The 13,226-nt window shown below is 34.8% G+C and carries 16 protein-coding genes and 1 pseudogene; 8 read left to right on the top strand and 9 right to left on the bottom strand.

Annotated features, from left to right (window positions below):
• Positions 1–49 precede the first annotated feature (49 nt).
• From JR050_RS16315 to JR050_RS16280, 8 genes are read right to left on the bottom strand one after another with little or no spacing between them, the layout of a single operon-like run.
• Positions 50–793, bottom strand: coding sequence for a class I SAM-dependent DNA methyltransferase (locus JR050_RS16315; RefSeq protein ID WP_204204601.1), 744 nt, complete (start codon positions 791–793; stop codon positions 50–52).
• Positions 793–1,146 (bottom strand): ribosome silencing factor, encoded by a 354-nt coding sequence (gene rsfS / locus JR050_RS16310; RefSeq protein ID WP_204204599.1) that lies wholly within the window; start codon positions 1,144–1,146, stop codon positions 793–795. The genes JR050_RS16315 and rsfS overlap by 1 nt, the downstream gene beginning before the upstream one ends.
• Positions 1,147–1,731, bottom strand: coding sequence for a bis(5'-nucleosyl)-tetraphosphatase (symmetrical) YqeK (gene yqeK, locus JR050_RS16305; RefSeq protein ID WP_204204595.1), 585 nt, complete (start codon positions 1,729–1,731; stop codon positions 1,147–1,149).
• Positions 1,724–2,284: a nicotinate-nucleotide adenylyltransferase gene (locus JR050_RS16300; RefSeq protein WP_204204591.1), complete on the bottom strand. Its 561-nt coding sequence runs from the start codon at positions 2,282–2,284 to the stop codon at positions 1,724–1,726. Before JR050_RS16300 ends, yqeK begins: the two co-directional genes overlap by 8 nt.
• A gap of 12 nt (positions 2,285–2,296) precedes the next feature.
• Entirely contained in the window at positions 2,297–2,590 is a 294-nt protein-coding gene (gene yhbY, locus JR050_RS16295; RefSeq protein ID WP_204204590.1) for a ribosome assembly RNA-binding protein YhbY, read from the bottom strand.
• A complete protein-coding gene (aroE, locus tag JR050_RS16290) occupies positions 2,590–3,423 on the bottom strand; it encodes a shikimate dehydrogenase (RefSeq protein WP_204204585.1) in 834 nt (277 codons plus the stop codon). Before aroE ends, yhbY begins: the two co-directional genes overlap by 1 nt.
• A 24-nt stretch (positions 3,424–3,447) precedes the next feature.
• Complete coding sequence (gene yqeH / locus JR050_RS16285) at positions 3,448–4,554, bottom strand: ribosome biogenesis GTPase YqeH (protein WP_204204583.1); 1,107 nt, start codon at positions 4,552–4,554, stop codon at positions 3,448–3,450.
• A 3-nt stretch (positions 4,555–4,557) separates the two neighbouring features.
• A complete protein-coding gene (locus tag JR050_RS16280) occupies positions 4,558–5,073 on the bottom strand; it encodes a YqeG family HAD IIIA-type phosphatase (RefSeq protein ID WP_204204581.1) in 516 nt (171 codons plus the stop codon).
• 448 nt (positions 5,074–5,521) lie between these two features.
• Here JR050_RS16280 and JR050_RS16275 point away from each other — a divergent pair, with 448 nt between their 5' ends.
• A complete protein-coding gene (locus tag JR050_RS16275) occupies positions 5,522–5,662 on the top strand; it encodes a sporulation histidine kinase inhibitor Sda (RefSeq protein WP_204204580.1) in 141 nt (46 codons plus the stop codon).
• Positions 5,663–5,720: 58 nt separating this feature from the next.
• On the opposite strand, the gene JR050_RS16270 is transcribed toward JR050_RS16275, so the two are convergent.
• A complete protein-coding gene (locus tag JR050_RS16270) occupies positions 5,721–6,167 on the bottom strand; it encodes a hypothetical protein (protein ID WP_204204579.1) in 447 nt (148 codons plus the stop codon).
• A 152-nt stretch (positions 6,168–6,319) separates the two neighbouring features.
• Between JR050_RS16270 and JR050_RS16265 the strand changes: the two genes are divergently transcribed.
• The 7 genes and pseudogenes from JR050_RS16265 to JR050_RS16235 form a co-directional block, all read left to right on the top strand.
• Entirely contained in the window at positions 6,320–8,659 is a 2,340-nt protein-coding gene (locus tag JR050_RS16265; protein WP_204204578.1) for a Na+/H+ antiporter subunit A, read from the top strand.
• The gene (locus JR050_RS16260) at positions 8,660–8,998 is read left to right on the top strand and encodes a Na(+)/H(+) antiporter subunit C (RefSeq protein ID WP_204204577.1); all 339 of its coding nucleotides are present in this window, start codon (positions 8,660–8,662) and stop codon (positions 8,996–8,998) included.
• Entirely contained in the window at positions 8,991–10,478 is a 1,488-nt protein-coding gene (locus JR050_RS16255; RefSeq protein ID WP_204204576.1) for a Na+/H+ antiporter subunit D, read from the top strand. The genes JR050_RS16260 and JR050_RS16255 overlap by 8 nt, the downstream gene beginning before the upstream one ends.
• Positions 10,479–10,484: 6 nt before the next feature.
• Complete coding sequence (locus JR050_RS16250; protein WP_204204575.1) at positions 10,485–10,961, top strand: Na+/H+ antiporter subunit E; 477 nt, start codon at positions 10,485–10,487, stop codon at positions 10,959–10,961.
• Positions 10,961–11,260, top strand: coding sequence for a Na(+)/H(+) antiporter subunit F1 (locus tag JR050_RS16245; RefSeq protein ID WP_204204574.1), 300 nt, complete (start codon positions 10,961–10,963; stop codon positions 11,258–11,260). The genes JR050_RS16250 and JR050_RS16245 overlap by 1 nt, the downstream gene beginning before the upstream one ends.
• Positions 11,247–11,633: a monovalent cation/H(+) antiporter subunit G gene (gene mnhG / locus JR050_RS16240; protein ID WP_204204573.1), complete on the top strand. Its 387-nt coding sequence runs from the start codon at positions 11,247–11,249 to the stop codon at positions 11,631–11,633. The genes JR050_RS16245 and mnhG overlap by 14 nt, the downstream gene beginning before the upstream one ends.
• 119 nt (positions 11,634–11,752) lie before the next feature.
• Positions 11,753–13,226 (top strand): annotated as a pseudogene (locus JR050_RS16235) (IS3 family transposase); the annotation flags it as partial.

The raw sequence follows: 13,226 nt of genomic DNA, 5'->3' as shown, positions 1-13,226 counted from the left end.
CAACATAACTGAAAAAATTCCTCCAAAAAAAATAAACCATTTTTATGGTTTATTTTTTTTGGCAGCAAAAGAAGATCCGTTCGTTTTGTTCATCATTTAACGTTGCCTCAAAATCAGATGAAATTACAATAGAAGTAAAGCCAACTTCTCGTAACCACTTTTCATATTGCTGTATCGGAAACGTTCTTTGCATATGGACCTCATCAAATCGGTCGTATAAATTGGTTGCCTCATCTCTCACAAAAAATGTTAGTTCATGTTCGACACTAAATGGATATTCACCTTCGAAGCAATTCCATATATAAGATACATCATCATCATTGTTTACAAACGTTTGGTCTTTAAAGATGTTTTCCATCTTTTGAATCGAATGGACATCAAACATAAACATGCCATTAGCATCTAAGGAATCGTACACACCTTTAAAGGCCGACACAATTTCCTCTTCACTTTCTAAATAATTCAAGGAATCACAAAAGCAAACGATATAATCAAACATCCCAATTCCGGAAATCTCTGTCATATTCATTTCGAGAAACGTAATGGGGAGGTTTTCTTTTCGTGCCTTCTCATCTGCGACAGAGAGCATTTCTGTTGATAAATCCACACCAGTTACATTCAATCCCATTTTTGAAAACGGTACAGATAATGTGCCTGTTCCACAAGCAAGATCAAGAAGATGAGAGTTTGCTTTCAGTTCTATAGTATGATTTTTGAAATAAGTGACCCATCGTTCATATGGAACATCCTTCATGAGTAAATCATAAAAATGTGCAAAGTGTTGATAGGCCATTACACGATTTCACTTTGAATATCTTCGATAGGAGCATCTCCCCAAAGTCTTTCTAGGTTATAATAGCTTCTTTCATCCTTATGGAAAACATGTGCGATTACATCCCCCATATCAACTAAAATCCATCGTGCTTCTTCAAACCCTTCCATTCGTTTTACATGAATTTGATTTTCTTCTGCTTTAGCCTTCATCTCTCTGGCGATGGCTTGAACTTGCTTATCAGAGTTACCATGACAAATTAAAAAATAATCTGCAACAAGAGATATCCCCTTCATATTTAAGGCAATAATATTTTCTGCTTTTTTATCATCTGCTGCTTTTGCAGCAATCACTAACGTTTCTTTTTCAGTCATTCAATTTTTTCCTCCCTTTTCTTGTCTATACTGTTTTACCATATCGTTGTACGTTAAAAATGTATCAGGATAGATCGGTTGTTTCTTTATCATTAGAAAGCTAATCGTATTTCTTAGCGCCATAATTACGGCTAGATCTAAATCAGATTCTGCAACATCACGGACTTCATCAACGCCAGGGAAATGTCTCCCGGGTTCTATATAATCTGCGAGGTAAATGATTTTTTCTAACAAGGTCATAGTAACTCGTCCAGATGTATGATATTTTATAGCATTTAGTATGTCCAAGTCTTTAATTCCTACTTCATGTTCTACTAAGTACGCACCGACCGGAGCATGCCATAGTTCCGTATCAAATAAAAGAAGGTCACTCGCCATATTTTCTCTAATGATGATATTTTTCATTTCTTGTTTTTTTCTAAACTTCGCATAGTCATGAAAAATTGCAGCGGTCTCGGCTTTTCTTTCATCTTCCCCATAGCGTCTTGCAAGGATAATGGCTGTTTCCATAACCCCAATTGTATGTATATAACGATGCTCTGTTATCTGCTTTTTTACGATCAACAGTGCCTCTTCCCTATTCATATAACCGATTCTCCTCAATATATTGCTTCACTTGATATGGAACTAGCATATGTGTATTCCCTTTTTGTTTAGTCCTTTCACGAATTAACGTAGATGAGACTTCAAACATTGGTGTTGATACATGAAGGAGTGGATAACTCGTTTCATTTGAGTATCCTGCTCGGCCGACACCTACAAACGTAAGGAGTTTAATCAATTCATCGATGTTATACCAACTAGGTAAGTACTCGACCATATCTGCACCAATAATGAAATAAAAATCATGATCATACATCTCTTTTAGCAACCGAATAGTATCATATGTATAAGATTTGCCCTCTCTATGCAATTCAATCGGCTGAATACTAAAGTATTCATTGTTCTTTAAAGCCAACTCAAGCATCGCTATACGATTTTTTTCACCTGTAACTTCTCTTTCTTTATGTGGAGGTATTTTCGTAGGCATAAACCATACTTCATCGAGAGTTAACGCTTTATGTACTTCGTGCGCAATTAGAAGGTGACCATTATGAGGCGGATCAAATGTGCCACCTAATATTCCGATTTTCTTCATCGCTACCTCACATTAGGATGGAAGAACTAGTTGTTTATTTTCTTTCGATTCTTTATAAAGTACAATCGTATGACCGATAACTTGTACTAGTTCAGCATCTGCTCCAGCACTTAGTTGATCTGCAACATCATAGCGGTCATCTTCACAGTTTTGTAATACACTTACTTTGATTAGTTCTCTTTTTTCTAGAACATCTTCAATCTGTTTAATCATATTTTCATTTACTCCACCTTTACCAACTTGAAAAATTGGATCAAGATGATGTGCTTTTGAACGTAAAAAACGTTTTTGTTTACCAGTTAACATTATGAAACACCTCCGAGTTTTTTCTTTATGACTGATTTCATTGTTTCTATGTCTGGATAAATACCTGTCCACTTTTCAAAAGCTAGTGCGCCTTGAAAAACAAACATATTTATTCCATTTTGTGTAACAGCCCCATACTTTTTTGCTTCTTTTAACAATTGAGTTTCAAACGGGTTATAAATAATATCACTGACAATTGCCCCTGTTTTTAAACGTGATAGCTGCATTGGAACGTCATTTGTTTGTGGATACATACCAACGGAAGTTGTATTAACAATAATATCATAAGTATGCAGTTGTTGCTCTGCTTCAAGTAATGTTACTGCATTTGAAGTAGAGTGTTCTTTTATAAGGTCCTCTGCATGAAGTAGCGTTCGATTTGTAACATCCACGTTTTTACCCCCTTCAGCAATGAGGGAATAATAGATGGCCTTTGCTGCACCACCTGCTCCAATCACTAGTATTGATTGATTTTGCAGGTTTTTTTCTTGAAGAAGTTGTTTTAAACTATTTACAAAACCGATACCATCCGTATTATAACCAACTAGTTTCCCTTTTTCATTGACGATTGTGTTGACCGCACCAATTTGTTTCGCTAATGGATCAATTTCGTCCAAATATTTCATAACAGATACTTTATGAGGAATTGTTACATTCATCCCACCAATATTTAAGCCACGAAGACCTTCTATTGCACTAGAAAGTCGTTCGGGTGTAACATGGAAAGCTATATAACGAGCGTTGAGACCGTGATGTATGAATGCTGTATTATGCATTAAAGGTGACATTGAATGTGAAATTGGATCACCTATTACTCCATATAGCTTTTCCATCCATACTCCCCCATTTTCAATATATTAAATTAACGACCTTCTTACCGACACGCCAACTCCTTTTGGAGCATGTGCTACAATTCTTGTACCAGGTGCTTGCAGTGTCACCCAGCCAAGTCCTGAGAACACAACATCTACCTTTTCTTCACGAATAGTAAAGGCATGCGCTTGTAAAGCAGGAAAGTTTTCTATGTCTTCTTTTCTAGGAGGACTTAATAGCTCACCTAAGTGATTATTATATAACTCATCAGCCTTCTCCAGTTTTGTTCGATGGATATCTAGTTCATTTGAGACATAACATACAAAAGGCTGTCTCTCTCCACTCACAAAATCGATTCGAGCCAATCCCCCAAAGTATAAAGTTTGCTCTGGATTCAGTTGGAAGATTTTCGGTTTGATTTCTTTTTTAGGTGTAATATATTTTAAATCGGCTTTATTGATATAATGAGCCATTTGATGGTGATTAATGATACCCGGTGTATCAATTAATGAAGAATCATCATCTAAGGGAATATCAATGATATCTAATGTAGTACCAGGGAAATGAGAAGTTGTGATTAACTCTTTTTCGCCACCGTACTGCTTTAGAATTCGATTGATGAACGTTGATTTCCCAACATTTGTACTTCCAACGACGAATACATCTTTATTCTCTCTATATTCCTCAATTGCCTGTACTAACTCTTCAATTCCAAGTCCTTTTTCAGCACTAATTAAAAATACATCCTTAGGCTTTAAGCCAAGCTCACTAGATTCCTGCTTCATCCAATGAATGACCTTATTATGTTTAATGGATTTTGGTAATAAATCAACTTTGTTTCCTACAAGTAATATATCGTTAGATCCAACAAAGCGATGAAGACCAGGCAACCAGCTTCCAGTAAAGTCAAAGATATCAACTAACTTTACAATTAATGCATCCCTCGTTCCAATACCATTCAATATTTTAATAAAATCATCATCTGTTAAGGACACATCTTGTACTTCATTATAATGCTTCAATCGAAAACATCTCTGACAGATTACAACTTCTTTTGTTAATGCAGATGGAGGTGCATAACCTAATTGCCCCTCATTCTCTGTTTGGATTGATACGCCACATCCGATACATTTGTAAGCTTCTTCAGTCATGAATTAGTCCCCCCATTGAATCATACCTTTTTGTTTCAATTTCTTTAATATTGTTCTCTCAACACGTCGATTAAATTTAGTAAAGAAGCCGTCAGACTGTGTTACAGGAACAACTAGAATTGTATGTAGTCCTAAACGGTTACCACCTAAAACATCCGTTAAAAGTTGATCACCAATTACTACTACTTCTTCTGGTCTTAATTTCATGCTGTTTATGGCTTGTTTAAACGCCATAGTCATCGGTTTTCTTGCACGGAAAATGAACGGAATGTTAACTGGTGCTGCAAATGCTTCAACTCGATCTTTATTATTATTCGAAACAATCGTAACCTTTATATTTTCATCCACCATTGACTGGAACCATTCAATCAACTCTGGTGTTGCAAATGGACGGTCCCATTCGACTAATGTATTATCTAAGTCTGTAATAATTCCTTTAATTCCTCTTTCCTTTAAAGCTTTCGCTTTAACATCAAATATCGTCTTTACATGCTCACTAGGCAAAAATTTTGTTAACAAGTTGAACACCTCAATTTTTATTCCTTTATATATTCTAGCTTTCTACATCGACATACATCATAACCAATTTCCTTAAAACTTTCAAAATAAAATTAGTAAACAAGATAAATAATCGTAAAAATAGAAGAAAAAGCAAAAAAAAATAAAAACTTTTCGACAAATTTTTGTCCATTTCAACATATGTGGATAAAGTTATTAACATTTTACACATTGATAATATTGAAATTCTTCCATTTATAAACAATTAGTCCACAATTTATCCACTAATCCCTGTGGATAACAGAACGGTTGTTCTCCAAATTAAATCATGATAGATTAAAATTACATAAAAAAACAACTTACTATTATATGCAGACACATAATTAAATAGACCAACATTTCAACAACTATTAATACGTAAATGCTGAAAAAAAATTAAGGAGGTGGGCTTGCCAGTTCGGCAAACATTATGAAAAAATTATCTGATGAGCTACTTATTGAATCGTATTATAAAGCAATAGAGTTAAAGCTTAGCCCAGAATTTATCCACTTAATTGAAATCGAAATTAAACGCAGATCATTTGGACATAAGATTAAACTTTCGTCATAATCCAAAGACATAGTAAGAAGAGCCGATTATATAGATCGGCTCTTTTCTTATGAATATCTCATTTTAATTGTTCAATAAAACTCGACCACTCCTTATTCCATTCTTCATTTATGCCATACATTTCCTTATCATGTACTAACTCTTCCATCGTTCGGTATTTTCTTGGATCATCTATTATATTTCCTACTGATACAGACGTTATAGAAGATAATTCTTCAAGCACTTCATTTCTCACATTCCTGTGATAAGGTTTAATTTTCACACCTAAATATGTTTTTCCCTCGTGGGTAACGTAGATTGCATCACTTATTTTTTCGTGTTCAATAATAGTTGGAATGATTCCATACATTTCATCCTTTGGTTTGTATAAAGCAACCCCAATATCGGCATTATTCATAATGGTGCGGTAATATTCCCTTGGCAATAAAGTTTCTTGATTGTCTTTTCCTGCAGAACAACCAGAAGTGAAAACTATGAAAAGAATTAATAAGAAAAAATTACGCATATTTTGCACATCCTTTCTTATTTAATATGTATTTAAAATCCTGATTTCATACAGTTTTTTTCACATTTATTATAGGGTTATTAGTTGAAGTTATATTAAAAATGTGGGTACAATTAAAAGAAGAGAAAATTATTGTAAAGGAGGATTAAGAGATGCTTCACTTTCTTATCATTGCACCATTGCTTTTTTCAATATTCACACCGATCCTCTATCAAAATATAAAACGAATACATACAGGTTGGATGGTCTTACTAATTCCTATTAGCATTTTTGTTTATTTACTTTCCTATTTACCTAAAATAGTAGATCACCCCTTTCATCTTACTTTTAATTGGCTCCCATCACTGGGCATCAATTATGATTTATATGTAGATGGACTAAGTATATTATTTGGGTTGCTAATATCCGGGATTGGCAGCTTAGTCGTTTTATATTCTATTTTCTACTTACATAAGACTGAAAAACTGGGTCATTTTTATACGTATCTTTTAATATTCATGACTGCAATGCTTGGCATTGTATTCTCTGATAACGTATTTGTTTTCTATGTCTTTTGGGAACTCACTAGTCTTTCATCCTTTTTATTAATTGGTTTCTGGAATTATAGAGAAAAATCTAGATACGGTGCATTAAAATCTATGCTTATCACGGTTCTCGGTGGCTTGGCGATGTTTGCAGGATTTGTTTGGATGTCAATTTTAACCGATACATCTAGCATTAGAGAAATGATTGAAAATAGTGAACTCATTACAAATAGTCCTTATTTTATTGCTATTTTAATACTAATTCTCACAGGGGCATTTACTAAGTCTGCTCAGTTTCCATTTCATATTTGGCTACCTGACGCGATGGAAGCACCTACTCCGGTTAGTGCATACCTACACTCCGCTACGATGGTCAAAGCAGGGATTTATTTAGTTGCCCGTTTATCATTAATATTTGCTGGAACAGATGAATTCTTCATCATTGTATCTTCGATAGGTCTCCTTACATTATGTTGGGGATCTTACATGGCAGTGAAGCAAACGGATTTAAAAGGAATTCTAGCATACTCTACAATTAGTCAGCTTGGAATGATTATGGCTATGTTAGGCTTTGGAACAGGTGTAGCTGTCTTTGCAGCAATTTTCCATATTCTTAATCATGCTACCTTCAAAGGAAGTCTCTTCATGGTAGCTGGTATTGTCGATCACGAGACAGGTACTCGTGATATTAGAAGATTAGGTGGATTGTATACATTAATGCCAATAACTGCAACTCTAGCGATATTCGGTGTATTTTCAATGGCTGGAGTTCCGCTTCCTATCTTTAACGGCTTTTTAAGTAAAGAAATGTTCTTCGATGCAACTGTAGACTTAAGTGAGGAAGCAGGGACAATCTACCAGTCAATTGGACCGTTTATTCCCTTTATCGCCCTCTTAGGAAGTATTTTTACATTTGTGTATTCTATGATTTTGTTCTTTAAAACGTTTACAGGGAAGATCCAGCTAGATAAGCTTGAGAGGAAACCTCATGATCCTCCTTTCGGAATGCTTTTATCACCTATTGTGTTAGTGACTTTAATAGTTGTTATTGCTCTTTTCCCTGGCCCATTCAATCATTATTTGCTAACTCCTGCAACATCTGCAGTGATGGGAGAAGTATCACAAACTCATATTAAATTCTGGCATGGATTTTATAATTTACCGTTGTTTATGTCATTAACTGTGTTAGTTGTCGGAATCATACTGTTCCTTACAAGAGAGAAATGGGTACGGGTATATAATAGAATACCTGGTTCTTGGAGCATGAATAAGGGGTATGATTACATTCTTGATGGATTAATAAAAGGATCAAAACTTGTAACAACATCATATATGACTGGTTCTTTAAAAAATTATGTAAGAATGATCATTGGTTTTATGACAGTTGTTGGATTGTATACATTTATCAAAACTGATGGGTGGGCATTTACGTTTAATGGCGCAACATTATCTATTCCAGAGATTGCGATTGCTGTCACGATGATGATTGCAGCTATTTCTGTATTGTTTATCTCAAACCGAATCGCAGGTATTCTAGTTTTAGGGGTTGTCGGATACGGATTATCGTTATTATTCGTATTTTACTCAGCACCAGATTTGGCACTCACTCAATTAATTGTTGAAACGGTCACGGTATCATTATTCTTACTTGCCTTCTATCATTTACCAAAACTGAAAGAAGAAAAAGAGTCAAAAACAAACAACTTTATTAATTTAGTTATTTCCGTTTCTTTCGGAATTTTCATTACGCTAGTTGGTTTATCATCTCATAGCTCAAAATGGTTTGATTCTATATCCAGTTACTTTGTTGAAACGTCTTATACCCTTGGTGGAGGAAATAACATCGTCAATGTCATCTTAGTCGATATGAGAGGCCTTGATACAATGTTTGAAATTAGTGTACTTGGTGTCGCAGCTCTTGGAATATTAGCTCTAATTAATTATAAGAAAAAGGGAGATGTTGAATAAGTGGAAGTCATTATGTCGATTCTCTCTGGAATTTTATTTACATGCGGGGTTTATTTATTATTACAGAAACGGTTAATGAAAGTTATATTTGGTACGGTTTTGCTTTCACATGGGGCTCATTTATTTATTTTAACAATGGGAGGACTTCGAAGTGGTGCACCTCCCATTTTAAAGGATGGAGTCACCACCTACACTGACCCATTACCACAAGCTTTAATTTTAACATCCATTGTTATTAGCTTTGGTATCACTTCATTTTTATTAGTTTTGGCATACAAGGCATACAAAACAAACGGGACAGATAACCTAGAAGAACTAAGGGGAACGGACAATGAGTAACTTTAACAATTTAGCCATATTACCGGTATTATTGCCCGTTATAGCAGGAATTTTAGCTATCTTTATTCATAAGAAACCTGTTGCTACACGAGTCATGACCGCTATATTTACTATTGCTCAGCTTTTATTATCATTCTTCTTAACCATTTATGTCTTTAACCATGGACCGATTGTATTGGAAACGGGAGATTGGAAAGCACCGTTTGGAATTGTGGTCGTGGCTGATGAATTAGCGATGTTACTTGTCACAACAACAAACATCATTTCAGTCGCAATTGCGATGTATTCCTTTTATACAATTAAAGCTCTCGAACACCGTTATTTCTTTTACGTGTTTTATCACTTTTTAATTGCTGGTGTTTCCGGTGCATTCTTAACAGGAGATTTATTCAACCTTTTTGTATTTTTTGAAGTACTCCTCATGTCGTCCTATGCATTAATTATTTTCGGTAGTGGCAAAGAACAATTACGAGAATCAGTGAAGTATGTATTAATCAATGTTTTTTCATCTATAATCTTTGTTACGACAATAGCATTTTTATATTCGGTAACAGGTACGGTTAACATAGCACAACTAGGTATGCGAGTTGGAGAAATTGAACAAGCCGGAATTTTAACAACAATAGCAGTTATGTTATTTTTCGTTTTCGCAACAAAAGGTGCACTATTCCCGCTATATTTCTGGTTACCCAAATCATATGCAGTACCACATCCTGTTGTAGCAGCTCTATTTGGGTCGTTGCTAACGAAGGTCGGGATCTACTCAATTCTTCGTACATTCACCGTTATATTCGGATATGAAGCTCAATTTACACACCAAATCTTTATTATTATAGGTGTTCTAACTATATTATTTGGCGTAGTTGGCGCACTCTCAACACACAATATCAAGCTAATAATAGCTTATAATATCATTCCAGCTGTCGGATTTATGCTAATAGGCATTGGAGTCTTTAGTGTTACTTCTCTTGCAGGTGCTGTATATTACCTAATTCATGACATGATCATTAAATGCGCACTGTTCTTATTAGCAGGAACTGTTGTTTCAATAACAGGTACAACAGACATTCGTAAAATGGGTGGACTCATTCATCGTTATCCGCTATTAGGATGGCTATTCTTTGTTTCGGCGTTAGTTGTAGCTGGAATTCCTCCATTCAGTGGTTTTATCGGTAAATATCTATTGGTACGTGGTGGGTTAGAAGAAGGCCATTACTTTGCCATTATATTGGCGCTATTATTAAGTCTCCTTATTCTCCTATCTGTTATTAGAATTTTTATTACAGCATTTTGGGGAGAGGAAAAGGAATATAATGGAAAACATGTTTCGATGAAAGGAATTGTTCCTCCAGTTTCATTTTTACTAGCCTTCTCGATCTTTCTAGGCTTAGGAGCAGAAGTTGTTTATCCTTATGTTCAGTTTATAGGTGACGTTTTGGCGAGTCCTTCCTACTATATTGAAAATGTGATAAAGGAGTAGGTGCTCATGGCCTTTCAGTTAATTCTAAATATTTTAATCGCTTTCATTTGGATGTTTTTATGGGAGGATTTCTCATTTGATTTCTTCTTTTTAGGCTTTTTAGTTGGGTTAGTATTATTATTTATCTTTAACCGTTATATTCCTGGCAGATTTTATTTTGTTAAAATTTATGCCATTTGCAAGCTCATTTATCTGTTTATTTGGGAACTACTATTATCAAATCTTGCTATAGTAAAGGTTGTCTATCAAAAAGATTCAGATATACAGCCAGGTATTATTGCTTTACCTACGGAATTAAAAAAGAATTGGGAAATAACATTATTAGCCAATTTAATTACGTTAACACCTGGAACATTATCGGTATTGGTGTCACAGGATTATCGAACGATATATATACATGCCATGGACATTCGTGATAAAGATGAAGTGATTAAGTCTATAAAAGGGACATTTGAAGAAGCAATTATGGAGGTGACGAGATAATGAATATTTTTTCAACCATCTTAACCGGATCAATTATTTTATCGTTACTCGTCCTTTCCGTCTCGGTTTTGTTATTGTTGTATAGAACGATTAAAGGACCGACAAACCCTGACCGCGCCATTGCACTTGATAGTATCGGAATTAACTTAATTGCAATGGCTGCATTAATTGCAATACAATTAAAAACAACCTATTTCAACGATATTATTTTATTAATTGGTATATTGGCTTTTATAGGGACAATAGCAATTGCAAAATTTATCGAGAAAGGTGTGATTATTGAAAATGATCGAGATTAATATTAGCCCAGTAATGTCTATCTTAGTGTCCTTATTCCTTTTATTTGGGACCTTCTTCATATTTTCTAGTTCAATTGGGTTAATTCGTCTCCCAGATGTTTTCACACGTTCTCACGCCGCCTCAAAGGGTGCTACACTTGGGATCTCTAGTATTTTGTTAGGAACTTTTATTTACTTTTTATATTTTGAAAAAGAATTAAGCAGCTCGTTAATTTTAGGGATAATCTTTATTTTTTTAACCCTTCCAGTGTCTGGCCATATGCTTGCAAGAGCTGCATACAATAGCGGAATTCCCCTTTGGGAAAAAAGTGTAAAAAACGAACTTGAACAAGCAATCGAAAAGAAGAAAAAAGAAATGGACAATGCAAATTGATATGCTCCCCTTTAGGTAGACAGATTAAAAAATAAAAATCTGACTACTAAAGGGGAGTATTTTTTATGTCTAAAAGAGCCTTTACTCCGAAGTTTAAAATTAAAGTATTAGAAGCATGAGAAGATGGGTCATTTACCTTAGCGGAGATCGTTAAACAGTATAAGGTTAGTGAATTCACAATCAGGAAATGGAAATATTGTTTTGATACATTTGGTTCTGAAGGTCTTAAAGAATCCTCAACTTGGAAAAGGTACTCGAAGGAAATAAAGCTTTTAGCTGTTAGTGATTATCTGTCTGGTAAATACTCTTTACTTGAGGTTGTCAAAAAGTATGAAATATCAAGTCATTCCGTCCTCCACGAGTGGATTAAGAAGTATAATACTCATAGAGATTTAAAGGATACGTCAAAAGGAAGGACGAGCTCTATGACTAAGGGAAGAAAAACAACTTGGGAAGAACGAATACAAATTGTACTTGATTGCTTGGGGAGCGGAAAAGATTATCAAGAAGCAGCTAATACTTATAATGTTTCTTATCAACAAGTCTATCAATGGGTTAAGAAGTATGAAGTGGCGGAGATGAAGCACTAAAAGATAAACGTGGTATTAAGAAAGAAGAAGCTAAGCTTACTCCAGAAGAGAAAATCGAACTTCAAATGAAAAAGTTAGAAAGAGAAAATGAACGGTTACGTGCGGAGAATTTATTCTTAAAAAAGTTAGAGGAGATCGAAAGGAGGCGAAAATAAGCCTAATCCGATTTGAGGATAAGTATATCGCTATTCAGGAGCTTCACAAAAATGAGAATTTAAGCATTAGTTTACTTTGTGAGATCGCTGAAATTGCACGTTCTGCATACTATAAGTGGCTTAACCGTACCCCTTCTACCCGAGAAATACTGAATGAAGAAATCATTAAAGAGATGAAAATTCTCCATAAAAAGGTTGATAACACCTTCGGCTACCGACAAATGACGCTTCATATGAACAGAATGTTTGAGGAGAACCTTAATCATAAAAGAATTTACCGATTAATGAAAGTGGCTGGTTTACGCTCTGTCATTAGGATTAAGAGGAAACAATATAAACGTTCTACACCTCAACATGTGGCAGACAATATATTAAATCGAGAATTTACCGCGGAAAAACCAAATGAAAAATGGGTTACGGATGTGACAGAATTTAAGTATGGTCAATCAAAAAAGGCCTATTTAAGTGCGATTCGTGACCTATATGATGGTTCAATCATAAGTTATGTTCTAGGACATTCTAATAATAACCAACTTGTATTTAAGACACTTGACCAAGCTACAGTACTATTAGCTGCGGAAAAACCACTTATCCATAGTGACCGTGGATTTCAGTACACCTCTAAAGGATTTAAACGTAAAATAGATGCGGCGAATATGACACAAAGTATGTCACGAGTTGGTCGGTGTATTGATAATGGACCAATGGAATCCTTTTTTGGAACACTAAAATGTGAGAAATATTATTTGCATAAATATAAGACTTTTGAGGATCTTTCTCTTGCGATAAATGAGTACATTCATTTTTATAATCATGAGAGATACCAAAAACGATTAAACGGCCTTAGC

This window comes from Bacillus suaedaesalsae (assembly GCF_016890225.1).
GTDB lineage: Bacteria > Bacillota > Bacilli > Bacillales > SA4 > Bacillus_BS > Bacillus_BS suaedaesalsae.
Note: the sequence above shows the minus strand (reverse complement) of the source record. Positions and strands in the feature narration are given on the sequence as shown.